This is a genomic window from Streptomyces sp. NPDC034111 (genome assembly GCF_055575375.1).
Map to the genome: position 1 here is coordinate 739,086 of NZ_JBVIST010000002.1, position 26,831 is coordinate 765,916.

Annotated in this window: 25 protein-coding genes and 4 pseudogenes; 11 read left to right on the plus strand and 18 right to left on the minus strand. The window is 67.6% G+C overall.

Annotated elements, in window-relative coordinates:
- Positions 1-260: 260 nt before the first annotated feature.
- Both ACZ55A_RS09065 and ACZ55A_RS09070 read right to left on the minus strand, forming a co-directional pair.
- The gene (locus ACZ55A_RS09065; RefSeq protein ID WP_468836648.1) at positions 261-2,726 is read right to left on the minus strand and encodes an SdrD B-like domain-containing protein; all 2,466 of its coding nucleotides are present in this window, start codon (positions 2,724-2,726) and stop codon (positions 261-263) included.
- A 1,497-nt stretch (positions 2,727-4,223) separates the two neighbouring features.
- Positions 4,224-4,649: a hypothetical protein gene (locus ACZ55A_RS09070; protein WP_468836368.1), complete on the minus strand. Its 426-nt coding sequence runs from the start codon at positions 4,647-4,649 to the stop codon at positions 4,224-4,226.
- 113 nt (positions 4,650-4,762) lie between these two features.
- Between ACZ55A_RS09070 and ACZ55A_RS09075 the strand changes: the two genes are divergently transcribed.
- The gene (locus ACZ55A_RS09075) at positions 4,763-4,888 is read left to right on the plus strand and encodes a hypothetical protein (RefSeq protein WP_468836370.1); all 126 of its coding nucleotides are present in this window, start codon (positions 4,763-4,765) and stop codon (positions 4,886-4,888) included.
- Between the two features lie 263 nt (positions 4,889-5,151).
- Here ACZ55A_RS09075 and ACZ55A_RS09080 read toward each other — a convergent pair whose 3' ends face one another.
- The 5 genes from ACZ55A_RS09080 to ACZ55A_RS09100 all read right to left on the minus strand — a co-directional run bounded on the left by ACZ55A_RS09080 (position 5,152) and on the right by ACZ55A_RS09100 (position 8,681).
- Positions 5,152-5,424, minus strand: coding sequence for a hypothetical protein (locus ACZ55A_RS09080; protein WP_468836650.1), 273 nt, complete (start codon positions 5,422-5,424; stop codon positions 5,152-5,154).
- Positions 5,425-5,499: 75 nt separating this feature from the next.
- Positions 5,500-5,649, minus strand: a complete 150-nt coding sequence (locus ACZ55A_RS09085) for a hypothetical protein (RefSeq protein WP_468836373.1) — start codon at positions 5,647-5,649, stop codon at positions 5,500-5,502.
- A 58-nt stretch (positions 5,650-5,707) separates the two neighbouring features.
- Positions 5,708-5,923 carry a three-helix bundle dimerization domain-containing protein gene (locus tag ACZ55A_RS09090; RefSeq protein WP_468836376.1) on the minus strand — a complete coding sequence of 72 codons (216 nt, stop codon included), beginning with the start codon at positions 5,921-5,923 and terminating at the stop codon, positions 5,708-5,710.
- Between the two features lie 492 nt (positions 5,924-6,415).
- A complete protein-coding gene (locus ACZ55A_RS09095; protein WP_468836378.1) occupies positions 6,416-7,099 on the minus strand; it encodes an HdeD family acid-resistance protein in 684 nt (227 codons plus the stop codon).
- A 433-nt stretch (positions 7,100-7,532) separates the two neighbouring features.
- On the minus strand, positions 7,533-8,681 hold the full coding sequence (locus ACZ55A_RS09100) for an ABC transporter substrate-binding protein (RefSeq protein WP_468836380.1): 1,149 nt from the start codon (positions 8,679-8,681) through the stop codon (positions 7,533-7,535).
- A 211-nt stretch (positions 8,682-8,892) separates the two neighbouring features.
- On the opposite strand from ACZ55A_RS09100, the pseudogene ACZ55A_RS09105 reads away from it, so the two are divergent.
- Positions 8,893-9,070 (plus strand): annotated as a pseudogene (locus ACZ55A_RS09105) (GntR family transcriptional regulator); the annotation flags it as partial.
- A gap of 68 nt (positions 9,071-9,138) precedes the next feature.
- Here ACZ55A_RS09105 and ACZ55A_RS09110 read toward each other — a convergent pair.
- Positions 9,139-9,471 (minus strand): annotated as a pseudogene (locus ACZ55A_RS09110) (IS110 family transposase); the annotation flags it as partial.
- A gap of 447 nt (positions 9,472-9,918) precedes the next feature.
- Between ACZ55A_RS09110 and ACZ55A_RS09115 the strand changes: the two are divergent.
- Positions 9,919-10,311: a hypothetical protein gene (locus tag ACZ55A_RS09115; protein WP_468836383.1), complete on the plus strand. Its 393-nt coding sequence runs from the start codon at positions 9,919-9,921 to the stop codon at positions 10,309-10,311.
- Positions 10,312-10,313: 2 nt separating this feature from the next.
- Entirely contained in the window at positions 10,314-11,399 is a 1,086-nt protein-coding gene (locus ACZ55A_RS09120; RefSeq protein ID WP_468836386.1) for an FAD-binding oxidoreductase, read from the plus strand.
- A gap of 121 nt (positions 11,400-11,520) precedes the next feature.
- On the opposite strand, the gene ACZ55A_RS09125 is transcribed toward ACZ55A_RS09120, so the two are convergent.
- From ACZ55A_RS09125 to ACZ55A_RS09140, 4 genes and pseudogenes are all read right to left on the minus strand, one after another.
- Positions 11,521-12,795, minus strand: a complete 1,275-nt coding sequence (locus ACZ55A_RS09125) for a phophatidylserine decarboxylase associated domain-containing protein (RefSeq protein ID WP_468836390.1) — start codon at positions 12,793-12,795, stop codon at positions 11,521-11,523.
- Between the two features lie 217 nt (positions 12,796-13,012).
- A pseudogene (locus ACZ55A_RS09130) lies at positions 13,013-13,102 on the minus strand (GNAT family N-acetyltransferase); the annotation flags it as partial.
- Positions 13,103-13,187: 85 nt separating this feature from the next.
- Positions 13,188-14,396, minus strand: a complete 1,209-nt coding sequence (locus ACZ55A_RS09135; RefSeq protein WP_468836392.1) for a PP2C family protein-serine/threonine phosphatase — start codon at positions 14,394-14,396, stop codon at positions 13,188-13,190.
- Positions 14,397-14,443: 47 nt separating this feature from the next.
- Positions 14,444-14,581, minus strand: a complete 138-nt coding sequence (locus ACZ55A_RS09140; protein WP_468836395.1) for a hypothetical protein — start codon at positions 14,579-14,581, stop codon at positions 14,444-14,446.
- A 607-nt stretch (positions 14,582-15,188) separates the two neighbouring features.
- On the opposite strand from ACZ55A_RS09140, the gene ACZ55A_RS09145 reads away from it, so the two are divergent.
- From ACZ55A_RS09145 to ACZ55A_RS09155, 3 genes and pseudogenes are all read left to right on the plus strand, one after another.
- Positions 15,189-15,515: a MerR family transcriptional regulator gene (locus ACZ55A_RS09145; protein WP_468836397.1), complete on the plus strand. Its 327-nt coding sequence runs from the start codon at positions 15,189-15,191 to the stop codon at positions 15,513-15,515.
- A gap of 336 nt (positions 15,516-15,851) precedes the next feature.
- Positions 15,852-16,701: pseudogene (locus ACZ55A_RS09150) on the plus strand (amidinotransferase).
- Positions 16,702-17,062: 361 nt separating this feature from the next.
- On the plus strand, positions 17,063-18,481 hold the full coding sequence (locus ACZ55A_RS09155; protein ID WP_468836400.1) for an MDR family MFS transporter: 1,419 nt from the start codon (positions 17,063-17,065) through the stop codon (positions 18,479-18,481).
- An 89-nt stretch (positions 18,482-18,570) separates the two neighbouring features.
- On the opposite strand, the gene ACZ55A_RS09160 is transcribed toward ACZ55A_RS09155, so the two are convergent.
- On the minus strand, positions 18,571-19,647 hold the full coding sequence (locus ACZ55A_RS09160; RefSeq protein ID WP_468836403.1) for an ABC transporter substrate-binding protein: 1,077 nt from the start codon (positions 19,645-19,647) through the stop codon (positions 18,571-18,573).
- Positions 19,648-20,168: 521 nt separating this feature from the next.
- On the opposite strand from ACZ55A_RS09160, the gene ACZ55A_RS09165 reads away from it, so the two are divergent.
- Positions 20,169-20,795, plus strand: a complete 627-nt coding sequence (locus ACZ55A_RS09165; protein WP_468836405.1) for a GyrI-like domain-containing protein — start codon at positions 20,169-20,171, stop codon at positions 20,793-20,795.
- Positions 20,796-20,840: 45 nt separating this feature from the next.
- Here ACZ55A_RS09165 and ACZ55A_RS09170 read toward each other — a convergent pair whose 3' ends face one another.
- Positions 20,841-21,473, minus strand: a complete 633-nt coding sequence (locus ACZ55A_RS09170; protein ID WP_468836408.1) for a TetR/AcrR family transcriptional regulator — start codon at positions 21,471-21,473, stop codon at positions 20,841-20,843.
- A 280-nt stretch (positions 21,474-21,753) separates the two neighbouring features.
- On the opposite strand from ACZ55A_RS09170, the gene ACZ55A_RS09175 reads away from it, so the two are divergent.
- Positions 21,754-22,530 carry an SDR family oxidoreductase gene (locus ACZ55A_RS09175; RefSeq protein ID WP_468836410.1) on the plus strand — a complete coding sequence of 259 codons (777 nt, stop codon included), beginning with the start codon at positions 21,754-21,756 and terminating at the stop codon, positions 22,528-22,530.
- Between the two features lie 71 nt (positions 22,531-22,601).
- Positions 22,602-23,039, plus strand: coding sequence for an SRPBCC family protein (locus tag ACZ55A_RS09180; protein ID WP_468836412.1), 438 nt, complete (start codon positions 22,602-22,604; stop codon positions 23,037-23,039).
- A gap of 67 nt (positions 23,040-23,106) precedes the next feature.
- Here the strand turns inward: ACZ55A_RS09180 and ACZ55A_RS09185 are convergent, their stop codons facing one another.
- Positions 23,107-24,123 carry a hypothetical protein gene (locus ACZ55A_RS09185; protein WP_468836415.1) on the minus strand — a complete coding sequence of 339 codons (1,017 nt, stop codon included), beginning with the start codon at positions 24,121-24,123 and terminating at the stop codon, positions 23,107-23,109.
- A complete protein-coding gene (locus tag ACZ55A_RS09190) occupies positions 24,120-24,497 on the minus strand; it encodes a PadR family transcriptional regulator (protein ID WP_468836652.1) in 378 nt (125 codons plus the stop codon). Before ACZ55A_RS09190 ends, ACZ55A_RS09185 begins: the two co-directional genes overlap by 4 nt.
- A gap of 248 nt (positions 24,498-24,745) precedes the next feature.
- Here ACZ55A_RS09190 and ACZ55A_RS09195 point away from each other — a divergent pair, with 248 nt between their 5' ends.
- A complete protein-coding gene (locus tag ACZ55A_RS09195; RefSeq protein ID WP_468836419.1) occupies positions 24,746-25,066 on the plus strand; it encodes a GYD domain-containing protein in 321 nt (106 codons plus the stop codon).
- 33 nt (positions 25,067-25,099) lie between these two features.
- Here the strand turns inward: ACZ55A_RS09195 and ACZ55A_RS09200 are convergent, their stop codons facing one another.
- The gene (locus ACZ55A_RS09200; protein ID WP_468836422.1) at positions 25,100-25,501 is read right to left on the minus strand and encodes a hypothetical protein; all 402 of its coding nucleotides are present in this window, start codon (positions 25,499-25,501) and stop codon (positions 25,100-25,102) included.
- A gap of 34 nt (positions 25,502-25,535) precedes the next feature.
- The gene (locus ACZ55A_RS09205; protein WP_468836424.1) at positions 25,536-26,621 is read right to left on the minus strand and encodes a gluconolaconase; all 1,086 of its coding nucleotides are present in this window, start codon (positions 26,619-26,621) and stop codon (positions 25,536-25,538) included.
- Positions 26,622-26,831 lie beyond the last annotated feature (210 nt).

The window sequence follows — 26,831 nt, forward strand, 5'->3', positions numbered from 1 at the left end:
GCCGCAGCCATCGGCGCCGGTCAGCCGCACGGCCCGGTAGAGCTTGCTGGAATCTCCCGCTCCGCACACGGCTCGACGCTGACACTCTTCTGATTCACCCTCTCGATCACCACACTGCTCGGCCGCCGTGCGGTCGCGGCGGCACTCGGCAGCCCAGTGACAGACGACGCCAAGGCCGGCCCTCGTGGACCGGCCAAGAGGTGATCTGCCCGACCGCGACATCCGGACCGCGGGCAGGCAGATCACTGTGTTCGGTTCGTTCAGTGTTTCTGGGCGCGACGCTTCCGGCTCCTGAACACGATGGCCAGGCCCGCACCCACCAGCAGACCGACCAGGACGATCATCTGTGGCAGTCCGGACAGACCGGTGTGCGCCATCGAACCCCTGCCCCCACCGGCCGGGGCCGGGCGGTAGGCAGGCGGCGCGGGTGACGGCGGCGTAGAGGCCGGCGGCGAACTCGGCGTCGAGGTCGAAGTCGGGGCCGGAGTCGATGTCGAAGTCGGCGTCTCAGTGGGCGTCGGAGTCGGCGTCGGCGTCGAAGTAGGTGTCGGAGTCGGCGTGGCCTTCGGGATGTACACACCGGCGTCGATCGTGTGATCGACCCCGCCCGGCTTGTCCGGCGCCGTGACAGGCGCGAGACCGTTGCACAACTGCCCGGTGGTCGGCGGCGTCACATTGGAGTCGTGCGCACGGTCGGCACCGGCTCGCGGGAGCGTGAACCGCAGCTCGTCCGCCGAGGGCCGGCCGGGCACCTTGCCGGTGTCCGCGGTGCACACGTCGAACTGCACCGTGTATTTCGCACCTGGTGTGAGTTGGTACTCGGCGCCGACACCACCGAAGTAGTACTCACCGGCGGCATTGGTCCTGGTCGTGGCGACCTGTTTGCCGTCCGCGTCCAGCAGGTTGATCGTCGCCCCCGGCAGCAGCACGTGCCCCGGGTCCTGGATCCCGTTGTGGTCGCCGTCGAACCACACGACGTTGCCGATCTGGATCGGCGCGTTCGCCGCCGCGTACGCGATGTCACCGAGCCCGCCGGCCTTGCCGAACCCGCCTTGTTCCCGGCTGACGAACTGGAACCCGTTGGCGGTCGGGTTGTTGCCCGGGCCCTGACCGGTCGTGATGTCGTGGTACCCGGTCCCTGAGGTCGCGACGTTGACGACCGGGTCGAACTCCGTGCTGACGACCCACTGCTGCTGCGGGATATAGGCCACCGACCCCAGCGCGGTCTCCTGGTGCGCGTTGGCGTAAAAGTCGCCCGGGAAGTATTCGACGACATCGGCGGGCTGGCCGCCATTGTTGGCGGGGGTGGCGTGGTTGGGGCAGCTCCGGGTGCCTTCCCACTCGTATTCACCGGTGGGAGTGGCACAGACCATGGTGATGTCACCACCGGACATGGCGTTTTCCGCCGTGTCGTTCCCCGGGCGGGGGTCCAGCCCTCCCCAACTGAGCACGTCCATGAACCGGTCGCGGAAACCCAGGATCATCGAGCCGTCCCGGGCGAAAGCAAGGGAAGCCAGCTCAGGCTGCGGATCAATGAAGACGCCGCCCGCCTTCCGGTCGTCCCACGTGTCCAGGCTGGTGTTCCACGGGTTCCAGTGGGTGGCCTTGTCGCCGGAACCGAAGACGCTGCCGCGTTTGTCCGTGAGCGGGTGGCTCAGCACCGTGGTGAACCGCTTGCCGTCGTAGGTGGAGACGAAGGCTTTCAGGTCCGCGCGCTGCTGCGTGCTCTCCGCGCTACACACACCGCCGACGTACAGCGTGTTGTTGTGAACCTGGAGACCGAACGGCCGCCAGTCGTCGGGGCTCGCGCACCCCGGGTCCGGGATCGGGACCGTCGACTTGGGCGCCGCGGCGGTGGCCCCTGTCGCGTCGAAGCTCACCAGGCTGCGGGTCCGCAGGTTCACCGCGTACAGCGTGGAGCCGTCCTCCGACAGGGCCAGGCCACCGATGCTCTCCTTGCCCGGCGCGTCGGTGAACCCGGGATCCTTGATCATGTTGGCGGTGTCGTGCCGCGTCACCGCGGCGTCCGGCACCCGCGCGAACAGCTCCGGCGCACCCGAGCCGTTGACCGGCACCGTGTAGATCGCGCCCCCACCCTGCGGCCCGTACGGGGCGTACCGGCGGGCGAACGCGCTCTGGAACAACCGGCTCCGGTGAGTGTCGTACGCCAACGCGAACGTCGTGCCCACCTGGTCCTGCGTGGCCAGCGTGGCCGGGCACGCCACATCGGCGGGACACGTGCCCCGGGTCTTCGTCCCGAATGCCACCAAGGCCCGGTTGTCGGTCCCGTTGGCGCCGTTGTGGACCGGTACGAAGTACCGCGAGTCCGGGAGCGTGTAGTCGGCCGGATCCCACACCCCCGTCACCACCGAGGCGTTCTTTCCGTCCGACACATCCACGAACGACGTGAAGCTGTCGAAGTGGTTGTCCGCCGTCGAGGCAGGCGCCGCCCGCAGGTAGCCGCTGTACGGGGCCGGGATGCTGACGTCGACGCGGTAGTGGCCGCCGCTCAACACGGCCGACCGCGACACCACGACCTTTCCGGTGGCATCCGTGACGCCGGTGACCTCGTGCCCAGCGGGGTCGGAGATCTCCACCTTCATGCCCCGCTGTGGGACGTCCATCGTCGTGTTGATCAGGCCGGTGCCGAAGAAGTCGCGCAGCACCTGAACCGTCAGCGTGCCGTCGGCGGTCGAAGCGGCGGCCGGTCCGGCCGTCACTCCCACGGCGCCGCCGGCCAGCAAGAGAACGGATAACCCTATGCGCGCCAGCGGCTCCACAAGCCTCCGGGCCGACCGCCGAGAGTCTCTGCCGACTCGGTTCATGGCATCACACTCCACACTTTTCTTGTCAGGAAAACGAAGCGCCCGCTTCTCGCTGCACGTCCACTTGTGGTCCCGGACGCGGACTCCGGCGCGAACGCCACAGAAAAGAAAGAGGGTCCACGCTGCTGCGTGGACCGCTTTGTGGTGATCGCTTGAGGATATTGCAGGCGAGCTGTAAGCGCCGCAGGCCAGAAAAAGCGAACGCGCGTTCAGGGCCTCGGTCAGGGCGAACCTGGATTGCGTGTTCTCGCAACTCAATCACGGCGCCCTCGCCCCCACCGCCGACCCCGACACCTCACCGACCGCCATCGCGAGCAGCGCGCGACATTCTATCCGCTGGAGTCTCGCCGTCACCAGCAGAATGCCTGGCATCCACCGGGATTCGCGAAAGTCCCCAAGTGCCCAGAGAATGGCGACCGGAAGAATGTGCGAAAGCAGCATGGTGACTAGATCCGGTCCCGTTGGGCATTGCCTGTTCTCAGCGAAGCCAGTCACTGGGAGCTGATGACAAGGGTGGACTGCATTCATTGAGACGGCCGTTCATTGAGACGGCCGTTCATCGAGCGGTCCGATCGCTCGTGGCCGCTTACCGAGTTGGGTGCGGCCCTCCTGAAGTGACCTGGCATTCCGCACCCCCGGTCTGGGTCCTGCCTCGCCGTAAGTCAGGAGGTCGACATAGGCGCCCATCACCTGCCGTGCCCTGAACCGACTACAAAGCCTGCCGGCCGGCCGCAGTCACGCCGTCAACTCCGCCAGCGGCCGAGCGCCCCAGCCAGCCTCCGGCCGATGCTGCGACGACGCACTCCTGCTCGCCGCCGAACTCCAAACGGCCGACGTACCAACAGGTCGTACTTTCTCTGGTCACCGAATTCGAAAATTTCGGCGTCTTCGAGCCCGGCGAACACCACCTGCGTGCGACGAGCTTGTCCAGCCGACCCTTTGGACCGTCACCCCGGGCGCATCCGCGCACCGTTCGCTGCGCTCCCACACCTCTCCCGCCCCAGTCCTGTCCCAATCCGGTGCCGGCCTCGCACCCGCCCACATTCCGTTCTCCGCACAACCTTGACCAATGGGGCACAACCAGGAACGGGCGCCGAATACAGGGCCCAGACCCGTGTGCTGGACCTGATCAAGCCATGTCGCAACGCCCTTCACTTCAGGGCGATTCCCTTTGGAAGCCGTATTCCTATCGATCACGAGGTCGGTTCTGATCGAACCGGGTGCCTGGGCGAGTGATCTTCGCGGGTGCGTGCATGAAGGCAGGGCCTCCGGTGCAGCACGAGGGTGCGATGCCAACTCGTGAGGTGCGGTGGGCGCCTGCTCCTGACGTGCGCGTGCGGGCATGCGCAAGGGGCCCGCTCCTGGCGGGCCCCTTGCGGGTGGTGTTGTGCTATCTCATCAGCAGCCCGGGAACGTCGCCGACGGGGTTTCGAAGGTCCCTTGCCCCTGGACCTTGATCAGGCCAACGGCGCTCTTGCAGGGCCAGCTCATCTTCCAAGTGTTGGTGGCCCGGTCACCGTCGCTGATGGTCTCCAGCCCGCTGTACGACGACGAACCGTTCATGCGATACCCGAGTTGCGCCTTGATGTTCGCGCCACCCTTTTTGGTGTAGATGACAGCGATGGACTGGGGCCGGCTGTTCATGACGATGCAGAGTTGCCCCTTGCTCAAGCTGGTGCACTTGACATGGTCCGACCCTGACATCACCTTCTGCGACGCGTGGGGGGGCGTCGCCTCGGCTCCAGCCGCATGAGCCGGAACAGCGACAAGCGAGAAACCAAGGGCCGCACACGCGGCGGCTGCCAGTGAGACACGACGAATCATGAAGATCTCCCCGTTCGGAATTTCTCTGACCGTACAAAGGATCGATCACTGGAACGACCCATTTTCGGACAAGCTTCAGCCCTGTTCGAGCCGAAGGCATGAGGGGATGTCGCTTGGTCCGCACGGCCCGGTCTCTGGCCCTGCCGCGCGCCAAGGACCGCGCCATCCACGGCTGCTGCAGGGACCAGTGGTCGGATCAGCTGACCGCCGACCTGCGTGAACTCGACGCCACCTGGTAGGAGTCCGCCGAGGTGTGCGCCAGCGCCGCGTCGGCAGCCCGTGCCGCCGGCCGCAGTGTGCTGGAACTCCTGCACCCGATGCGGTCACCAGCCACGAAGTCGGTCCGGGCATCGCGCTGATGTGTGAGGTGAACGTCGATCGCATGGCTTGGGGGAGGTGGTGTCACCGGCTCCGGCGGCAGGTGCTTGCCCGCAGTGACGTGGAGAAAGTTTCTTCAGTTGACGCGGGGCCGCGGGCCGCAGCCCCCGAGCGGATCGGGTGGCTACCTCGGGCTGATCGTGACCCTGTAGGTGGCTCCCGCCCTGCCATGGGTGCTCATGCTGACGGTCTGGCCGTGGTCGTCCCAACTGGCCTTGCTGCCTTGGATATCGACGCGGTAGCCGCCTGGGGACGTGTCCCTGGGCACGGTGATCTGGGTGGGCACCTCTGCGGGGTCGCGGGTGCGGAAGGTGAGCGTGTAGGTGCGTGTAGCCGGGTCGTACGCGAACTTGAGCGGGTCGCCCGCGACGGCCTGCGCGTACGGCTGGACGAGCAGCTGGGCGTCGGGCTTCGCGACGCCCGTCTGGTCGAGGAAGCAGTAGCCGCCGCCCCGGCACCACTGCCACCACGTTCAGCCACTGGAGAAGCGGTCGAGGGAGGCCGTCATGTCGGTGACGAACTGGCTTGCGTGCGGAACGTAGGGGTTGCCGCCCCACTCCCCCACGATCACCGGCATGCGGTTACGGGTCGGGTAGTCGCTGATCGCGGCCGTCGCCGACACGGGCCGCCTTTCGGTACGTCACGGACGAGGGCGTTTCAACGGCGGCGAAGCAGCCGGCTCACGTCGTCCGAGCGCTCGGTTGTGCGAAGCATCTTCCCGGCCGATGGCCCTGAGCACGTTGCGAGCACGCCGTTCGACGAGAATCTGGATATAGATCCTTGATCTTCGCCTGGTGAAATGTGGCGTGGGCCGCCGCGACCGCAGCATCGACAACGGCCGCATCCACCCACGGGTAGGCGGATTTCAACGCGGTGGCCACCTGCCGAACGGCCATGGCCTCTTCCTGCCGGGCGGACGCCCGAGCTGCGGGGGACACCACCCGGCGTACATTCCGTCGTCGTTCCGCCGGGCGCCGCGCCCGCCGGGCGGCCGCCGGGCCGGAGCACCATCCGGCGGGTGGCCTCGGCTGTCGGGCGAGCTGTTCACGGCCGGCATACCGGCTGCCCGAAGCCGAACCGGGCAGAGCGCGAACCCCCAGGTCACCAGGTGTGCACACAGCGCGCGGCCCTGGCTGGCGACGCGCCGCGCAGCAGGTTTCAGACGGAGGGCAGACGCGGGATCAGTCGCGATCGTGGTGGGCGGCGGTGATCTGGGAGTGGTGCCGAGCGGGCGGCGGACGTCGGAGCGGTCGTTGCTCCACGGTCGCAGTGCGTTCGCTTCGCGGTCGTCCACGGCCGTGCGGCGTCGGCGCCGGCCGAGGTGTCTGCCCGTCGGGGCGGGCGGCTTTTCGCTGTTCGCCGGTGGTCGGCCGATCCGGCTCCGGTGATCAGTGCTGGGGGTGCGGACGATGCGGACGGTGGAACAGGGGGCGCCGCTGGGCAGGGCGGGCCGGAGCGAGACGGCCGACTTCGACGCGCATCATGATGGCCCGGACCACCTCGGTCAGCCCCAGGACGATGGCCATGACGCCCACCACCAGGGTGAGTGCCGCGATCGAGGCGAACGGCGAGACGATCAGCACGATGCCCGCCAGAGCGCTGATGATCCCGAAGGCCACGTGCCAGCCTCGGGCCGGCATGTCCTGGGCGGAGGCCGCCGCGGCCGTCTCCATGGTGCCGCGCAGCAGCCAGCTGAAGCCGATCCACAGGGCGAGCAGCAGAATCGACTCCATGGCGCCCCGGAAGCAGATCAACCCCAGCAGGATGGAGACCGCGCCTGTGAGGAAATGCAGCACCCGAAGATGCCGGGGCACATGCGTGCCGAAGGCGCCGGCCAGCTGGAAAACGCCGGCTGCCAGCAGATAGACGCCGAAGAGCACGCCGAGGACCCGCAGCGTTGCGTCCGGCCAGACCAGGGCGACGACGCCCAGGGCGGTGGTGGCCAGGCCCATGGTGAGCAGGATCTGCCAGCCCCTGTTCGCCAGGAAGGCCATGCCTTCGGCCAGGGGCGTGTCCTGTGGCTCGGTGCTGCGCGGGGGAACGGGGCCTGAGGACTCGGAAGGGGATGTCATGACGTCTGCCTCTTTCTTGGAGCAGCGCGGTCACGTCAGTACACGTCCATCGTCACCCGATCGGCTCCGTGCCGCTCGGCGGCGGAGACGGAGCTTGCGGCCGTGATCCGCTGCGGGCAGTGGCGAGGTTCGTCCGTTGGTCCCGAGCCCGGTGCCGAGGGATGCGCGCGCGAACCTCCGCTCCGGCCCGCCGCACCCCGCCCAGCCCCCTGGCCCACTCCAGCAGTCGCGGTATCCAGCCGCGGTGGCCAAGAACACCTCGGTACCGATCACTGCGCCCAGGTGGGCGGTCAGGACACCGGCGTTGCCGAGGAGGCCGACGAAGGCGAAGGCCAGCGGGACGCCGCCGAGATTCGCGAGCACCAGCCGGCCGCGCGGCGCCACCGCTCCGAAGAAGCGGCGGGCACCGCGTCGGCCCTGGTGAGAGTCGCGGTTATCGGGAGACGGTCTTGCCCCAGCCCTGGGCAATGTCATCCTTGGCATGGCCCAGCTGCGACTCGGTCGGGAATCTCGGCGTGCCGGAGACCTTCGGCAGCTTGGCGGCCGCGGTCTTGTCGAGCGTGCCGTCCTTCTCCATGGCGGCCATCAGAGCCGGGCGGGCGTAGCCCTTGAGCCAGAGGTTCTGGCCCTCGGCGCTGTAGAGGTACTCCTGCCACAGTCGGGCGGCCGCCGGGTGCGGGGCTTCCTTGTTGATGGCCTGCGAGTAGTACTGCGAGAACTTGCCGTCCTCTGGGACCGTGACCTGCCAGTCGAGTCCCTTGTTCTTGAACTCGTCGGTGTACCTGGCGTTGAGGTAGTCCCAGTCGAGGACGATCGGCGTCTGGCCCTTCGTGATGGTGGCCGAGGTGGACTGGACGGGCGTGTAGTTGCCGTTCTTTTTGAGCTTGGCGAAGAAGTCGAGGCCGGGCTGGATGTAGTCGAAGGAGCCGCCGTTGGCGAGGGCGGCCGCGTACACACTGGCAAAGGCCGAACCCGACTTGGTGGGGTTGCCGTTGAGCGCGACCTGCCCCTTGTACTCCGGCTTGAGCAGATCCTTGAAGGTGGTCGGACAGGTCTTCACGCGATTGGCATCGCAGCCGATGGAGATATAGCCGCCGTAGCCGTTGTACCAGCGGCTCAGCGTGTCCTTCTGGCCGTCGGGGATGTCAATGAAATCGGCGACCATGTACTGCGCGAGCAGATCCTGCTGGGCGGCGCTGTACGCGAAGGAGCTGCCGAGGTCGAGGACGTCGGGCGCCGTGTCCTGGCCCTTGCGGGAGGTGACGGCGTTGATCTCGTCCTGGCTGGCGCCGTCCGGGTTCTCCACCTTGACCTTGATGCCGTACTTCTTCTCGAAGCCGTCGATCAGCGCACCGTAATTGGCCCAGTCGCGGGGGAGCGCGATGGCGTGCAGCGTGCCTTCCTCTTTGGCTGCCTTGACGAGCGCGTCCATGCCGCCGAAGTCCTTGGCCGTGATCGCGGTGGCCGCGCTCTCTCCGTCGGCGTTGGTCGACGCGTCGCCCGCGCCACAGGCGCTGAGGACAAGTGTGGCGGCGACGAGGCCGCCGGCAAGGACGGCTGATCTCGGCAGGATCTCGGTCACGGTCTCTCCAGAGGGGTACACGAACTTGTGCGAATAACTCGTCTGAACAAGTTGGCCATAGTAGGCACGGTGTCGATGTCTGGTCCGTAACATCTTGGAAACTCTTGACTACCATTCGTGCACATCCGTGGCACGCATGGATGTTTACGGCGCCTCATCTACGCAGGTCGCGCTGCGCACACGGCTCACCACTCTGCGCGAGAGAGGGAGCGTGGCGGCACGACACGAGGAGATCGCCGAGGAGCTGCGGCGGGCGATCGATCGCGAGGACTGCGCGGTCGGCAGTCCGCTCCCCGCGGAGGCCGACCTCGCGGCGCGCTACGGCTTCTCGCGCGGCATGGTCCGCCAGGCCGTCGCGGGCCCTGATCATCGAGGGTCTCATCGGATCGGACTTGGCCCGGGCCTGCGCGCGATCGCTGAGCACGGCCCGAGCAGCGGCCTGGGCATCGAGCGGGTCCGACTTGCCGCGCCGACGGCGGGCCGTACGGTCGGGCCGGTTCACGTCGAACGTCTCGACATGCTGGGCCAGCAGACAGCGGGGGCAGGGCCGCCCCGCAGCTGCTGGCCCCTCGACCCTGGCCCGGCGCACCGTGCCCAACTGCCTGGCCCACTGGAGCAGTTGGCGACAGCGGGCCGCAGTGGATGGGAAGGATCCGGTGCCGATGACCGCCCCCAGCGGGGAGAGCACGGCCGCGGCATGGGTATCCCGGTGGGTGTCCACGCCGAGGACGACCTCACCCGCAGTCGGCGGAAGTTGGCCGGTAGCTGGGGTGCTGGGCGTTCTGGTCATGGCCGTTCCCCCCCCCGGCCGGATGGCGGCGTCGAGTGAGTCAGACCCCAGTCCGGGACAGCACTCACCGAGTTTCCGAATTCTCACGGGCGAGGGGACACAAAACACCCCTTTCCCGGAGTGATTGCCAGTACCGGTGGATCACTTCAGCATCGACGGTAGGGCCAGCAGCAGCTCATGCGCGGTGATCAGCCACTTGAACCGCGGATACCCGGTCCGCTCGATCGAGGAAGCTGCCCAAAGGGACACGATGGGGGCCCAACTATCGCCGTCGAGGTCCTGCGTGCCTGGGGCAGCTCATGTTTTGGCACCTTGCGGCGATTGCGTACAGGCGAATGCGTACAGGCGAATGCGTTCAGCCGCTCCCCTCCCCCATGGAAGCGCTGCCCTGGCGGGCATGGGCTTCTCCCCCACCCCCGGCCTGCCGGGTTCAGCGGCAAGCCAGATGTGACGCTGAAGCCGGGTGCGAACGACAAGGTCGGTCTGCTGTTCCTGTGCGCGCAGAGCAGCATCGCCGACCAGTTCGAGTTCATCCAGGCCCAGTGGGCGAACAACGAGGTCTTCCTCCCCTCCGGCAGCGGCCTCGACCCCGTGATCGGCACGCTGCCGTACGAGAAGAAGGGCGACGAGGCGGTCGAACAGCACTGGCCCAAGCAGTACGGCTCCCGCAACGAGCTGGACTTCTCGCACAACCCGCCGCAGGTGATGGACCACTTCTTCAAGAAGCGGGTCGGCCAGTGGGTGACCATGTGCGGCGGCGAGTACTTCTTCGTCCCGAGTCTCAGTGCCCTCAAGAAGTTCGGCACCCTCGTGGAGCCGTCGGCGGGGAACGGGGCCTGACCGTGGGTCACCATCGTCACGCCGTCAACGACCTGGCCCGGCACCTGAGCGGCTACGTCTGCGAGCCGGGAAGCCCCGAGTACACGCAGGCCGTCAGCATCGACAACGGCCGTACCCGGACGCCCCCGGCCTATGTCGTCCGCGCCCGCTCGACCGACGACATCGCCCGGACCATCGCTTTCGCCCAGCACACCGAACTGCCCATGACCGTACGCGGCGGCGGTCACAGCGCTGTCGGCTACTGCCTCAACCGGGGCGGCGTCGTCCTCGACCTCGGCTTGATGAAGGCCATGACGCTGGACCGGGACAAGAGACTGCTGCGCGTCGAGATGGGCGCCACCTGGAGCGATGTGTACACATACGTCGCGCGCCACGGTGCCCCCCTGATCCCCGTCGGTGGCGGCTGCCTCACAGTGGGACTGCCGGGTTTCCTCCTGGGTGGCGGCTACAGCTTCGTCTCGCGTTCCTACGGACTCGGCAGTGACAACGTCACCGAGATCAAGCTCGTCGATGCCGCCGGCCGTCTGCGCACCCTGACCGCCGATGCCCCCGAGCAGGCCGACCGGGACCTGTTCTGGGCCTGCCGGGGCGGGGGCGGGGGAAACTTCGGCGTTGCGGCCGAGATGACCCTCCAACTGCACCGGCCGCCGACCGCGACCGTGCTCGGCGGCCACCTCTCCTACCCGCTGGAACGCGCCACGGAGGTGATCTCCGCCTATGACGAGTGGGCCGAGAAGGTCCCCCCGGCGATGGCCGCCTACGGTTACGTCGGCAACGGCCCCGACCCGGCCGACCCCACCCGGAAGATCCCCACATTCCGGATCACCCCGGTCTTCAACGGCGACTACGCCGAGGGGATCGACCAGCTCCGGCCGATGCTCCGGCTGCAGCCCTTCGAGGCGCAGTTCTACTCGGTGCCCCTCCCCATCGGCGACATCCAGTTCGGCACCCCGCCACGCGTCGGCGGCGCAGTGGGACGCGGCGCGGCGTTCGCGATGGAGCTGTTCGACTACATCGAGAAGGAGAAGCAGAACTTCCCGTCACGCGCCAACAAGAACCCGAAGAACGAGAAGAACCAGAAGAACTGAAGGAACACCGGGGAGTTCAAACGGCGAGCGGCTCCCGGCGTGAGGGCGTCACATCGGCTGAAACGCACGGTGGCGCCCTCCCCACCGGGAGGGCGCCACCGGACTGCCGCCGTTCAACTGATCATTTCGCCCGCGCAATTGTCGAATTGACGAAGATAGGCGCGCCGTCGTCGGTGACGATGCCTGGAACCCCGGTGGGAACGGTGAAGTCGACCTTGTTCGGCTCGAACACCAGGCACATGCTCGACCCGCCGTAGCTGAAGTACCCGATCTCCTCGCCCCGGGTGACCCGCTGGCCCACCTCAGCTGCGATGGTGACCGAGGAGATCTCGGTGATCCCGACGGGAATGACGCAGACCTTGCCGATGTCGGGGGACTCGCTCTTGATGACCACGATGCCCCTGGTGTTGACATTGGCCTGGTAGCCCTGGGAGAGCGTACCGGCGGTCGGGTCGACCTGCTCCGAGTACAGCTCGCTGAACATCAGCCCCTCAACCGTCTCCGTGTACTCGATCACCCCGTCGACGGGAGCGTGCCATCGGTGATAGTTCGCCCCCGAGAGGAACGACTGGAAGACGGTACCGCCCACGAATTTGTCGATGCCGCTGTATTTGCTGAGCAACTTCCGAAGCGAGTACCGCTGGTGCTTGATGTCGAGGATGTTGTCGTCCTTTTGGACGTTCGGATACGCCATGACCACCGAGCCGTCGTTCGGAGAGACGACCGCCCGCAGATCGTGCAGTGCTCCGTTGGGGCGGAACTCAGGCTTGATGGGCCGGTGGAAGAAGGCGTTGTAGGACGTGAATCCGCCGTATGGGGCGTCCGGATCGACCGCGAACTCGTAGAGCTTGAAGTCCTCATACGCCGCCTGACTCAGCCAGCCGTCGGGGCCGTTGTACAGGACGTGGCGGCTCTCCGGGCTGTCCAGAAAGGCGCACCATGCCTTGAGGATCTTCCGCAGGGCGTCATTGAACCTCTGATCACAGAAGAGTTTCCAGCCATCGTCCTTGACAGCCATCATGTAGCAGAACAGGGCCGACATCGGGAAGTAGATGCGCTGCCGGGGGTCCAGACGGTAGTGGGGTGCGGTCTGCGTGATCTCGTCAAGACAGGTCAGCATTTCGTCGATGTTCCTGGCCCCACCTGGATGCAGTTTCAGGGCCTCTTCGATCGTCCGCGTCACGAGGTCCCGGAGATCCTTCTCCCGGTCGAGCAGATCCGCCAGTTCCTGCACGGGCTTGACGTGCTCCACCGCCCGCTGCGCCCTGGCCCTCTCCACCAACGCCGCCTGCCAAGCGTCGACCGCCTTGCGGTCCCGCGGCAGATAACCCGCGGCCCGGCCGAACGAACTCTGGTACCTCGCTTCGATCGCCGCCTCGGTCAGGGGCTTGCTCATCGCTCTCTCCGTCCCTCGATCGGCTGGCCGTACGGAACCATCGGCCGTACGGCAGCTCACTGATTGCGCAAGGCCGTTGTCTGGAAGCAGCCGGATGGTGTGGTGATCGCCGGCCTGGTGCTCCTCCCGACCGCCCGCGCTCCGCACAGGCAACGTTTCGCGGGGCAACGCGGTCCGGCAACCGCCGACGGAGTGACAGCGTCCGAAGGCGCCCGACCGCCTGCTCCGGCCCGACCACCTCGATCCGCACGCCTGGGTCCTGCACCGGCTCCGTGAGGTCGCGGCGCAGCGGCGTCCACGGCTCGTCGGTGTTTGGCAGACGGGATCACCGCGAGGCGGGTGTGCGGTGCATCGCTGGGGGGCTCACGACCGTCAGGACGGCGCGGAGCGCCTTACGGGTGCTGCGGGTGCCATTCGAAGAGCAGGATGGTGGCGTCGTCCCGCAGGTCGTTGTGCTGGTAGTCGAGGATGGCGTGGATGAGCAGCCGCAGCACCTCGGCCGGGAGCTGGCCGGCGGCGGAGGCGCGGATGATGAAGTCCGTGAACCGGTCGAGGCCGAAATCAACGCCATTCGCGTCGCGCGCGTCGACCACACCGTCGGTGTAGAGCAGTACGCGGTCGCCCGGTTCGAGTCTGGTCTCGTGGACCTGCCGGGCGACCGGGGAGAGTTCGAGGGGCAGGCCGATCGGCGGCTGCGGGGAGCTGTCCAGCGCCCCCTCGAGCACCCGCTCGCCACGGATCAGCAGCGGTGGCGGGTGACCGCAGTTGATCCAGTGCAACTCCCCGGTGGCGGCGTCGAGCCGGCACACCACACCGGTGCAGAAGTGGTCGGGCAGCCACTGGGCGAGCGTGCGGTCGACGGAGCCGACGATGTCGGGCAGGTCGGCGCCGCTGCGGCGGGCGTTCCGCGCGCCGGCCATGGCGACCGAGGTGGTCAGACCGGAGGCCAGATCGTGGCCCATGCCATCGAGGATCATGGTGTGCAGCACATGCTTGATCACCGCGTGGTCGAAGGCGTCGCCGCCGACGTCGTACGCCGGCTCCAGCACCGCGGTCGAGACGCACTGCGTGCTGCCGATGGTGCGGGGCGGCAGGAAGGCCCGCAGCATCTCGGCGGGCAGCTGCATGGTCGCGGTACGGGTGCGAGCGGCGATCCAGTCGCTGTAAGCGCGCTTGGAGGTGACGACCATCGCGAGCACATCGGCCAGCATCCGGCTGCGGCGCATCCGCGGCCCGTCCAGTGTGGCGGTCCGCACCGCCAGCACCCCCAGCCGCTCCGCACCGTCGACCAGCGGCACCCAGACCACCACGCCGTCGCCGTCATCCGTCATCCGCTCGGAGACCGTACGGTACGCCCAGCCGGCCTGCGAGGCGTCCACCGGCAGCGGTTCCAGGGACTCGTCGAGCGGGACGAGCAGCCATTGCTGGAGATCGACGAGGTAGATCAGCGCTGTGTTCAGGCCGAGGGCCACGGCGCACCGGTTCGCCAGTGCGGACAAATCCACCGGGAGGACGATCTGTGCCTCGCTGATCAGCTCCTCCAGCAGACTCTCGTCGACGGCGGCGACGGGATCGGCGGGCGCCTGCGATGGGTCCGGCACAGGGATCACCCCTTCCGCACCCAGTCTCACATCGATCACGGTGCCTCTCACCTCAGCGGAGCCCCGCTGAGCCAGGCCACGACCGGGTCGATGACCAGGGTGTCCGGTTCGGCGCCGCGCCGGACCGCCTCGCGGGCCTGGGGGCCGCCGTGCGGGTCGTCTTCATGTCGTTCATGCGCTGCCACCCGCCTTGTGCCGGCTTGCGCCGCAAGGCTCAGCTTGTGCCCGCGGGGCCGGGCTTCAACCCTCGGTATCACTCTTCCGGGTGTAGGCGTGACAGAAGTCCAGGCGCCATCCCTGAAGTAAATCTGTTGCGGCGGCAGTAGACATCGGCTCGTCTCGGAGTTACTGTTTCTTCGTTCTCACGGAGTCGAAGAGGGCACGGCAGAGGTGAACTGCCGTGCAAGCAGGTCAAGCAGTAGGCGGAACGGCAGTGGAGCGACGGGGCCGAAAATCGTTGGGTCCCGTCACTGACTGCCGGGCCGAGCGGCCCCAGGGGCCGCGAGCAGTACCCGCGGTATCCAGCAGTACAACCGAGTAACCGAATGAGGTAAGGAGCAGACGCCATCAGGATCGCCCGGGCGAGGAAGAAGTCCGCTCGGGTACCGCAGGCCCCGGATTGGAAGGTGGTCCCCGGTCACGCAACCGCGATCCCCGCACCTCCGCCCTCCCAGGCGGACCAGCGGAAACAGAAAGCCGGCGCAGTCAGCCGGTAGATGGTGTTGAAAGCTCGGGGCCCGGGTGCCGGTACGGCACCCGGGCCCCTCGATGCGTCCCTGAAAGAAGAGGTCTATGCCCCCTCGCAGTACCCGCCCCGTCGACAAACTCGACGACGACGACTACCCCGCCTACACCATGGGCCGGGCCGCCGAGACGCTCGGCACCACCCCCGCCTTCCTTCGCGCCCTGGGCGAGCACCGCCTGATCACCCCCCTGCGCTCCGAAGGCGGACACCGCCGCTACTCCCGGTACCAGCTCCGCATCGCCGCCCGCGCCCGCGAACTCGTCGACCAGGGCACCCCCATCGAGGCCGCCTGCCGCATCGTCATCCTCGAAGACCAACTCGAAGAAGCCCAGCGCATCAACGAGGAGCTGCGCGCCCGCGGCACCACCTCGTAGCGGCGTTCGAGACCGACCTGCCCGAGCCGATCGCCGCTCCGGCACGACGTGATCACCCGCGACGGTCGGCGGCGCCCCCACCGGGCGGCCGGGCCTGCACCGCGGCCCAGGCCGCCCGCGGCACCGAGGTCCATGCCCCAGGACAGGCCAGCGGCATGGCTCCGGCGCAGCGCTTCGGGCAGATGCCAAGCTGTCCCCGTCGTGCCCCTCAGGTGATCGGGAGTTCCGCGTGCCTGTCGCGTTCCGCATCGAGTGCTGCCGGTGCGTCAGCAACTTCCCGCTCGTGCAGGACATCTACGAGCTCAACGACGGCTCTGCGTGGCGCGAGGACGTGTAATGGCGGCGCCCTCGGCCACGGCTGACACCCCTGACGAACCTCTCGCCTCGCCGGTCAATTCACACAACGAGTGGGACCCGCTGGAGGAGATCATCGTTGGGCGTCTCGGCGGCGCGACGATCCCGTCCAACCACCCGGTCGTGGCGTGCAACATCCCGCCATGGGCGGCGCGGCTGCATCGGCCTGCGGGCGGCTTCAAGTATCCGCGCACGCTGGTCGAGCCGGCACAGCATGAGCTCGATCAGTTCATCGCTCTCCTGGAGTCCCTCGGCATCACGATCAGACGTCCAGACGCGGTCGACCACAAACGGCGCTTCGGCACCCCCGACTGGTCGTCGCGCGGATTTTCCAACACCTGTCCGCGAGACAGCATGCTGGTGATCGGCGACGAGATCATCGAGACCCCGATGGCGTGGCCGTGCCGGACCTGGCTATCGCATCCACGAGATCGAAAGCCGCTGCCGCACCCCCATGCACATCGACACCACCTTCGTCCTGCTCTCGCCCGGCAAGGTGCTGGTCAATCCTGAATACGTCGACGTCGACCGTCTGCCCGAGGTCCTGAGCTCGTGGGACGTCCTGATCGCTCCCGAGCCCAGCCCCGTCAACGAGCAACTGCTCAAGATCACCTCGATGTGCGGCAAGTGGCTGAGCATGAACATCCTGATGATCGACGACAGGCGGGTAATCGCGGAGCAGCACCACACCAACATGCTTCGCGCGCTCGAACGATGGGGGTTCGAGCCGATCCCGTGCGACCTGCTGCACTACGCGCCGTTCGGCGGCTCATTCCACTGCGCGACACTCGACACCCGGCGTCGCGGCACGCTCGAATCGTACTTCGATTGACCGACCCGCCCGATCGCCGGTACCGACGCCCCTCCCCAGGGCTCGACTGGTACTCCCGTCAGCCCACCTACCAAGATGAGGTGGTCGGCTTCGCAGCAGGAGCAGGGCCGTCGGCCACGGCGTTGCCGACGGATGCCTTCCTGAGCAGGCGAAAATTCGGGTGAGATCGGCGCGACAATGCGGAACACTCGGGCCGGCCGATGAGTTCTGCCAAGCGTGCCGGTCTTACCGGTATCACCACCGACGTTCGTGCCGACAGCCCTTGGCTGCGAGGCGACTGTGCCCAGGAACCCCAGCGAGGTGCTGCATGTCAACTGTGACCCAAGAACGACCCGCTGTGCAGGCGGGCCGCATACCGACCGTGGTGCGGCTGCTGGTGCTGGCCACGTTCGTGGTGATCCTGAACGAGACGATCTTGATCAACGCGATCCCGCGGTTGATGGACTCGTTGCGTATCACCGAGCAGTCGGCGCAGTGGGTCTCCACCGCGTTCATGCTGACCATGGCCGCCGTGATTCCGATCACCGGCTGGTTCCTGCAACGGGTCACCACCCGCCAGGCTTACGCCATCGCGATGGGCGTGTTCCTCGCGGGTACCGCTCTGTCCGCTGTCGCGCCCTCCTTCGAGGTGCTGCTGCTGGGTCGGATCGTGCAGGCCGCAGGCACAGCCGTGATGATGCCCCTGCTGATGACCACGCTGATGATCGTGGTGCCCGAGCATGATCGCGGCCGGGTGATGGGCAACGTCACCCTGGCGATCTCGGTGGCGCCCGCGCTCGGACCTGCCGTGTCCGGGCTGATCCTGCAGCTCGGCTCCTGGCGGCTGCTGTTCGTGGTCGTCCTGCCGATCGCGGCTGTGGTGACCCTGTTCGGGCTGCGCAAGATGGACAACATAGGCGAGCCGCAGGTGAGCTCCATCGACTGGCTCAGCGTGTCCGTGGCGACGCTCGGCTTCGGCGGCCTGGTGTACGGCCTGAGCCTCTTCGGCGAATCCGACGGCAGGGTCGGGCTCGGCATCGGCATCGTCCTCGCGGGGATCGCGGCCATCGCGGTTTTCGTGATCCGCCAGCTCAAGCTGCAACGCACCGGTGTGCCTCTGATGGACCTGCGCACCCTCGGGCACCGCACCTTCGGCCTTTCCTTGGCCCTCATCTCCATCGGGTTCCTGGCGATGCTCGGGTCGATGATCCTGCTGCCGCTGTACCTGCAGAACATGCGCGGGCTCAGCCCGCTGGAGACCGGCCTGCTGGTCATGCCGGGCGGTCTGGCCATGGGGCTGCTTGGACCGACCGTTGGCAAGGTCTTTGACCGGTTCGGCAGTCGGCCGCTGGTGCTGCCCGGCTCGATCGGCATGGTGCTCGCCCTCGGCGGTTTCACCCAGGTCTCGATGACGATGCCGTACTGGCAGGTGCTGGGACTGCACGCGCTGCTGATGGTGAGCCTGGCGGCGACCTTCACCCCCGTCTTCACGCTGGGCATGGGCGCACTTCCCCCGCACCTGTACTCGCACGGCAGTTCAATGCTCGGGACGTTGCAGCAGGTCGCCGCAGCGTTCGGGACGGCGCTTGTGGTGACCGTGATGACCGCGCGCACCGGTCACCTGGTCGCCGACGGCGTCGCCGCCGTGCCCGCACAGCTGAGCGGGATGAAGCTGGCCTTCGGCGTTGCCGCCGCTCTCACCTTGGTGACGATCGTCGTTGCCGCGAAACTGCCGCGCCGGATCGCTGCCGCTGACGCCCAAGACCACGGCAGCGCCGCGGACCAGCCCACCGGATCATGAGGGCTGGGCGGAGGTGAAAATGCTGGCCGAGGCGCAAGCCGTCGAGGTCGACGACGTGCTTGGGCTCGCAGTCGGACCTCCGAGCTCCCTCAGCCGGCGTGAAGGATCCGAAAGCGATCGGGTTGCGCCGGATCTCGATCAACGACTTGGACCGGCGCCCAAGCCCATTGCCAAACGCTGATGCCTGGCGTGCGGGAGAACTGGATCTTCCCGCGGGTGCCTTCGACTGCAACGCGCGGCCAGGATTCGGCTATGCGCGCCCGGTCCGCACCGTGAGAACGCAGCACATCGGCGAGGACGGCGACCGTGTCGTAGCCCTCGAAGGCGACGAAGGACGGCGCTTGGGCCAGCCGCTCGCGGAGGGCCGCCTCGACTCGTTCACCGAGCGGGCTGAGGCGCTCGGGCAGGTAGCGCAAGAACGGGATCGCGGCGCCGTCGTCGCCCAGCAACGTCGCCCATTCGGAGAACTCCGGTTGCCCGGCCGGAGCACCGATCATGATCTCGGCGAGGCGCTGGTCGCGGCGGACGGACTTGACGATCGGCACTGCCGGCTCCGGGTGGCCGACCAGAAGAAGGAGGGCCGTCGCGCGATTGTCGACGAGTTCGTCGCACACCGCCGTGGGAGCGAGCGCGCTCATGTCGAGTTCGATGACGGTGCCGCCGCGTGGAGCGAGGTAGTCCCGCAGAATGCGGGTCCCGGATGCCCAGTAGACGCTCGGCTGGGCTGCTACGGCGATTCGGCTGTGGCCGGCGCTGAGGAGGAGGTCTGCGTAGACCTGCCAGCCGCGGGACTGCGGTGGGCAGAGGCGCGCGACCCATTCCGTTGGCTGTTCGGTGAGCGCGTCGAGAACCGCTGACGAGCAGAGGAACGGCAGGCCGAGGGCGTCGGCCCTGGCGGCAGCGGCGCGAGCGACGACGCTGTGATACTCCCCCGCCAAGGCAGCCACGCCCAGGCGAGCCAACTCATCTACGGCCGCCGCGGCCCTCTGTGGATCAGCCGCGGTGTCTCGGACCACCAGCTCGAGTGGTCTCCCGACGATCCCACCGGCGAGCAAGTGTTGGCCTGCCTCGACCCAGCCAGGCCGGGTCAGCGGAACGAGAGCGCCGATCTGGACGGATGATCCGTCAGTCCGCTCCGCTCCAGGTGGCGATGGTGGCGTACTCATGCGTTGGCGTCTCCCGTGTGACGATTCGGTCGCGGTTTGCCCGGATCGCAGATTGGCCAGGCCCGGTCGTACGCGTTCATCTCATCCCGCCGTGGCGGGCGCACCTGGGTGGCCATGCCGGACATTGCATCCACCACCATTGCCAACAGGCAAGCGATTATCTCTTCGCTGAGCTGCCAGGCTTCAAGGAACCTCTGCGGCGCGAAGCCGAGCTGGTGGGGCGGCATCCGCCTCGGCCAGGCGCACTCCTGCGTCATGCTTCTCATGGGCGTGCGCGCGGACGGCCGCAAGGAACTCATTACGCTCGCCGAGCGCCACGCGAGTCGACCAGTCCGCCCATTTGCCCACTGGCGCGCGATCACCGCGCCTCACCGCGCCTCACCGCGCCTCACCTCGTCGGCTTCGCCCGCAACGGCGCCCGCCTCAAGAATGGTCACCTCGTCGAACGCCCCAAGGTCACCGCAGCCTGAACAACGCCACTGATCCGCAATGACAGTTACTCACCAGGAAGGCACCTCGGCATGACCACCAAATACGACGTCAAGCGCGAGCTCAAGAAGTGCTACTCGCCCAAGAACACCGACTGGGAGCTCGTCGACATCCCCGAGCTCCATTTCCTCGCCATCGACGGGCACGGCGACCCGAACACCAGCGCCGCGTACCGCCGCGCGGTCGAGGCGCTCTACGCGGTCGCCTATACCGTGAAGTTCGCGAGCAAAGGCGACCTCGGCAAGGACTTCGTCGTGGGCCCGCTTGAGGGACTGTGGTGGGCGGACGACATGGACGACTTCCTGGCCAGGCTCAAGGACAACTGGCGATGGAGACTGCTCATCAACGTCCCCGACTGGATCACCAGCGACATGATCGAAGACGCCAAGCGCACCGCTGGAGCCAAGAAGAACCTTTCGGCCATTCCGCATGTTCGGTCAGAGACGCTGCACGAGGGCAACAGCGCCCAGGTCCTCCACATCGGCCCTTACGACGACGAGACACCGATCCTGACCAGGCTGCACCACGAGTACCTCCCCACCAACAACCTGCGGGAGGCGGGACTCCACCACGAGATCTACCTCAGCGATCCACGCAGGACTGACCCCGCCAAGCTCAGGACGATTCTGAGGCAACCCGTAGAAGCACAATCCGATTGAGGGACGTCGGCATGTCAGCGAAGGGCCCTGGCGACATGAGCTGGCCTACTTGTCGACGGATGGCTCGGGCTTCACCTGGAGCTCGTCGAGCCGCAGAAAGGCCAGCGCGCGGCGCATCAGGTCGACGAGTTCCTCGGGCTCGTCCTGCCAGGCCCAATGCTCCATGGTGACGGTGAACGCATCCAGCACCGCGGTGGTCAGCAGACGCACTTCGAGACTGTCGACAGGGGCGTCCGCGCGGGACGCCAGCGCGGGCGCGAGCCGTTGCTGCATCTCCCGCCCCGCGGCGAGCCAGCGCATCTTCAGTACGGGGACGGTCCCCAGGACCCGGATCAGTCGACGGGCCCGGGCGGCGTCCTCCAGGCGTCGCTCGGCCGTCGCCGTCCCGAAGGACGCCTCGATGGCGGCGCTGAGCGGTTCTTCGACCGGATGTTCCGCGAGGACGTCCACGAGTTGGCCGACGCTGGAGGCGAAGAGGGGGGTGAGGGCGTCCTCCTTCGCCGGGCAGTAGCGGTAGAAGGTGCGCAGGGAGATGCCCGCGGCCGAGGCGATGTCCTCGACCGTCGTCGTGTCATAACCGCGGTCGGCGAACAGGGTCGCCGCGGCCTCCGCGATCTCCAGCCGAGTCTCCAGGCGCCGATGTTCCGTCAGGGACGGTCGGCCCCGCGCTGCCGCCATTGTGTGCTCCTTGTCGTGCTTCACCTCGGCCTTCATTCTCGCAGAGAATTAGTGGCATGCCATGCCAAAAAAGCGTATGTTGATCAACGACTGATCAGGAGCCGGTCGGCCAGTGGTCGATTCATCCGCTGCGCCCGTGCTGTCGCGCTATCCCTGCATGCCCGCACGCCGGTTGGGGCCGTGCGGCGAAAGGCGATTGCCGATCGGCGGCGTACGGCCCATGACCGACGCGCGGTGATCAGTGACCGGTGTACGTACAGCGTCAGCCAAGGAGCCGATCATGTCCCGCACTTACCTCATCACCGGAGCTGCCTCCGGCATCGGCAAGGCCACCGCCACCCGGCTCAAGGAGCAGGGGAACACGGTAATCGGTGCCGATCTCAAGGACGCCGATATCGTCGTGGACCTCGCCACGCCCGAGGGCCGGGCCCATCTGGTCCAGTGCGCAAGCGAGTTGAGCGGTGGGCGGCTCGACGCCGTGATCGCGGGCGCCGGCCTCGCCGGTTTCGAACCGCGCGCCGTCAGCGTCAACTACTTCGGTGCGGTGGCCACCTTGGAAGGGCTGCGCCCCCTGCTGGCCGCCGGTACGGACCCGCGCGCCGTCGTCATCGCCTCGGTCGCCTCCGTCCACCCTCACGACACGGCCATCGCCGACGCGGCGCTCGCCGGTGACGAGGAAGCGGCGCTGACCGCCGCGCAGGCAGCGGTCGACCGGGGAGAGGGCTATGCGATCTACGGCTCGACCAAGGCCGCCCTCGCCCGATGGATACGCCGCACCGCCGTGACCGCAGACTGGGCGGGCGCCGGTATCCCCCTCAACGCCGTAGCCCCCGGAACCGTCATCACCCCCATGACCGAACCCATGCTGGCCAGCCCCGACGTACGCAAGATCGTCGACGAGACCGTCCCCATGCCGCTCCACGGCCACGCCCAGCCGGCACAGATCGCTCCCCTCCTGACCTGGCTCACCTCTCCCGAGAACGAACTGGTCACCGGCCAGGTCGTCTTCATCGACGGCGGCGCCGACGCCGTACTGCGCGGCGACGGCACGTGGTGACCCGTCGAGGGAAACGGCCGATCAGCGACAACCCGCCGTCATCGCAATCCGCAGTCATCGGAGGCCCATCCGTGCACACGCTCACCCGCACGACCGTCGTCACCGCCGACCCCGATGCCGTCTGGCAGATCATCGGCAAGTTCGGCGGCCTCGCCGATTGGCACCCCCTGCTGCCGCCGTCGGTGATCGAGGACGGCGCCGATCCCGAGACGCCCGGGGCGGTACAGGCGTTCTCCGTCAACGGCCAAGTGGTCATCCGGGAACGGCTCCTGGAGAAGGACGACTCGCGCCGGATGCTCCGTTACACCATCCATGAATCCGCCGTCCCCGTCTCCGACTACGTCTCCACGCTGTCCGTGCACCCGCACGAGGCGGGCGCCGAAATCCGCTGGGCCGCGACATACCAGGCCGCCGACGAACTCGTCCCCAAGATCGAGCAGCACTTCGGCGACACCATCTACGCCGCCGGCCTGGACGCCCTCAAAGAACGCTTCTCCCGGCCCGCCTAGGTTCTGCCTGGCGGGTTGACGTCGGCCTGTGCGACGACCGGCGCGAGCGCCGTCGTGGCTGCCTGGTTCAGCCGGTCCTGAAGCGTGCGGTCAGGCTGCGGGTGCCGGTTGTGGTCAGGGCTGCCGCCAGGAGGGCGATGATGCCCGTCTGCACGGTGGAGGCGGCGATGAGTGAGCCGGGGGCGTGGGCTTGGACCACGAACGCGAGGGTGAGAGTCCGCTCCACGAGGACGGCGAGGCCGAGCGTGGCCAGTGCGAGGGGCAGTACGGGGTCCGCCACGCGCTTCGGTGACCGGCAGCGGGCGACCAGCCACATGGCGGCCGCGGCGATGAACGCCGAACCGCCGGACCCTCCCGTGGCCGCAACCGCGGGCCACACCACCATCGACGCACCCATGAGGACGCAGGTGCCCATGAGGGCCAGCCCGGGCGAAGCCAGCGGGAGCCGGGCGGGCGGAGCGTCGCAGTGGAAGCCACAGCACAGCGTCAGGACGGTCAGCCAGGAGAACACCGCAGTCGCGAGCGGGAGGGCGACCGCCACGGTGTCCCATCCGCCGCCCACGAGTTGCACGACCGACACCAGGCCAGGGAGGGCCGCGAGGACGGCGAAGACGAAGGCGGTGCGCCTGCGGTCGCGCAGCAGCGCCAGGTAGACCACCGTCCAGGCCAGCGGGAGCAGCCACAACGCCGCCTCGTACAGCCCCGGTGCGGCGCCGTGGCCGGTGAAGCCACCCAGGAACGACCTCCGGTCCGGCGCGGGGGCGCCCCCGAACCAGGCGAGGAAGAGGGCCCGTTCGGTCAGTGCGGAGGCTGCATGCAGCAACACGCTCAGCAGCGCGAAGAGGCGAACCGTCGCGCCGAGCGTGGCGTAGGGGGCCGGGGCGCCGGCGGCACCCATCCGGGTGCGGATGGCAAGGGCGGCGATGCTGGCCACCTCGCCCCAGGCGGGTCGCATCTCGTCCTGAGCCTGCTCGTCGATCCCGTGCAGGTAGGCCTCCACCATCTCCTCCTCCCGCTCAGCGCGGTAGTAAGAGGGCAGCAGGCGCAGGGCGGTGCGGTAGCGCTGTTCGAGCACAGTCGTCATGCGGTGCCTCCGGCGATGCCCGGGCGACGCACTGAGCGGCTCGCGGGAGCCGGCCTGGCAGTGGTGGGGCGGTGTGCGGCTATCCGCTGCGTCGCAGCGCGTGCCCCGGCCGCCATCCGCTCCGCTTCGGCGGACAGGGCTGCCGCACCGGCGTCGGTGAGGCGGTAGTACCTGCGCAGTCGGCCCTGTTGCACCTCCTCGCGGTCCAGCTCGATGAGCCCGTCGGCCGCCAGTCGGTCCAGCACGCCGTACAGCGTGCCGATCCGGAGCTGTACATGCCCTTCGGACAGCTCATCGACCACCTGCACGATCCCGTAACCATGTCGCGGTTCGTCGACCAGCGCGGTGAGGACGAAGAACGCCGCTTGCGTCATACCTCTGGCAGTCATGCGCTCACTATATCCTGCCTTCCGATATATAGGGGTGGGAGGGGTATCGGCGCCGACCCGTCATGAGTCCTCGGGCCGACTGGATGGCTGATGGCTGTCGAGAAAGGAGTGACGGCGGGCCGCGCCCCTGCCGCCTAAGCCGTATGGCGGCCGTCCCCGCGACGGTCGGCGTCGGTCGGCAGGAGGATGCGGATGAGGGGTGGATGCCGAGACGCACGTGGAAGGCGGAGACCATGCCGAAATACCTCTTCAGGGTCAGGCTGACCGTGGATGGACTGAAGGGCCTGCTCAAAGACGGCGCCAGTGCGCGCCGCGAGGTCGTGGAGCGCATGGTCCAGAGCCTGGGAGGCCAGCTCGAATCGATGTATTGGGCATTCGGCGAGGAGGATGTGTACGCCACGGTGGAGCTGCCGAGCAACAGCTCCGCTGCCGCCATGGGTCTCGTCACCTCGGCAGCCGGTGGCGTGCACACGAGCACCGTCGTGCTGCTGACCGCCGACGAGATCGACGAGGCGGTCCGCCAGAAGGTGGAGTACCGGCCGCCGGGCGCGTGACGCCCGCGGGCCACCCCCGATCCGACCTCTTCCTCAATCCCGGTACTGCGGTTTGGCAGGCGTGTCGGGCTTGGGCACCTCGGGCATTCCCGGCTTGTCTTCGTCGCGGATCTCGACCTTCACCGACTTGAATGCTTGGTCCTTGGCCGACGATGCCATAGTGGACGTCGATTCGGGGTTCTGGCTGGCTTGGAGCTGTTGCGCGGCCACGGCCTGGAAGTTCTTGAACAGAGGGCCGAGAAAGCCTTCTGCGATTTTCTGCGCGTGCGGCGATGTCTCGCGCACGATCTTCGGGTCGTCGCGCTCATCCTCCAGGTCGCGCACCCGCTTCGAGGCGCCCGAGGCGCCGGGGATACCGTCGTTGAGCTTCTGCGCGGCCTGTTCGGCAGCCTCGGCTTCGCTGCCGCCGCTGTTGAACACGTTCTCAAAGGACACGGAATTCCTCCTCGTTCCGCCGGCGGATGTCACATCAGCTCTTGTAGAGCGGCACCTCGCGGTCATGGCCGATCCCGTCGTCGAGATCGAGTGTCTCGAGTTCGAAGACTTGGTGCTCGCCGGCAAGAGTGGAGACGGTTTCGGCCTCTCCCTTGAGGGTGAGGAACTTCTTGCCGTCTTCGACCAGGCCGATGACGCCGATGTCGTGCACGATCACCTGGGCTTCCTTCGGAAGGGGAGTCGCTCCGCTCTGATCCCCGGTCTGCGCCCGGCTTTCCTCGCCCACAGGCCAGTTCGGCTTACCGGGCAGCTCCACCGGCTCGGGGTAGTACAGGGCGACATAACCGCCGAAGGTGATGGGGAGTTCGTAGTCGAACGTCCTCACCTGGCGCCGTTGTGTGGCCAGCACGTCCACCCGGCTGTGCACGGGGCCACGCAGCGTCGACTTCTGCGTCCACGACGTGGTCAGGGAACCACTGACGGAGGCGGTGATTCCGAGCATCAGACTCGCCGACAGCTCCCCGGTGCCCGTGGCGGTGCCCGAGGCGGTGGCGGTGTCCGTCGCCTCCGACTGGCTCTCCGAGTCCGCCCCCTGACGGTCCTTGCTGTTGAGGCGGGTGCTTTTCTCGGCCTGCTTCATGGCCATGCTCTTCTGCAACTGCTGTTGCAGTGAGGCGCTGGTCTTCGCACTGAAGGTGAGCTGCACCTGCCCCTGGAGCGACCAGCTGATCTGGTTCGAGACCGAGAACTCGACGGTGTTCTCCCACTGCGTCGGTTCGGGGTCGGTCCGGTTGATGTACGTCTGCTTGGAGATCACATCCGGCGGGGGCTGCTCGATGTCGCTGCGCTCTTCGATGAGCGGTACCCCGGGATTCATATAGGCTCGCCATCCCCGCTCGTGAGCCGTCTTCTCACCGGTGGGGTAGTCGCCGTACCGCACCTTGTTCACGGAGAATCCCGTAGGCGCGATCCACCGTTCCGCACCGTTCTCTGCCCGCTGCTTGGCCCTTGCCTTCACCCGCTCCCATGCGGGTGCTCCCAGCCACTTCCTTTCCTTCCAGTTCAGGACGTAAGGAACCTTGGCCTCAATGTCCAGCTCCTTTTGGTTCTTCTTCGTCAATGGGTGGCGAATAAACTGTGCGGGGTTATAAGCCACACCTACCGGGCTCTTGCTCGGCATACCCTCGGCCCTCCCTGTAGCGCCGAAGTGAACGACGTTTCAGGGGGATTGCGTGTCTTCTCCACGCCATCGCGCCGCGCCCTCGTCGTTGTTTCCGCCGCGATCGGCTACGGCAGCAGGCTTGCCATCCGCCTGGCGTACGAAACCCCG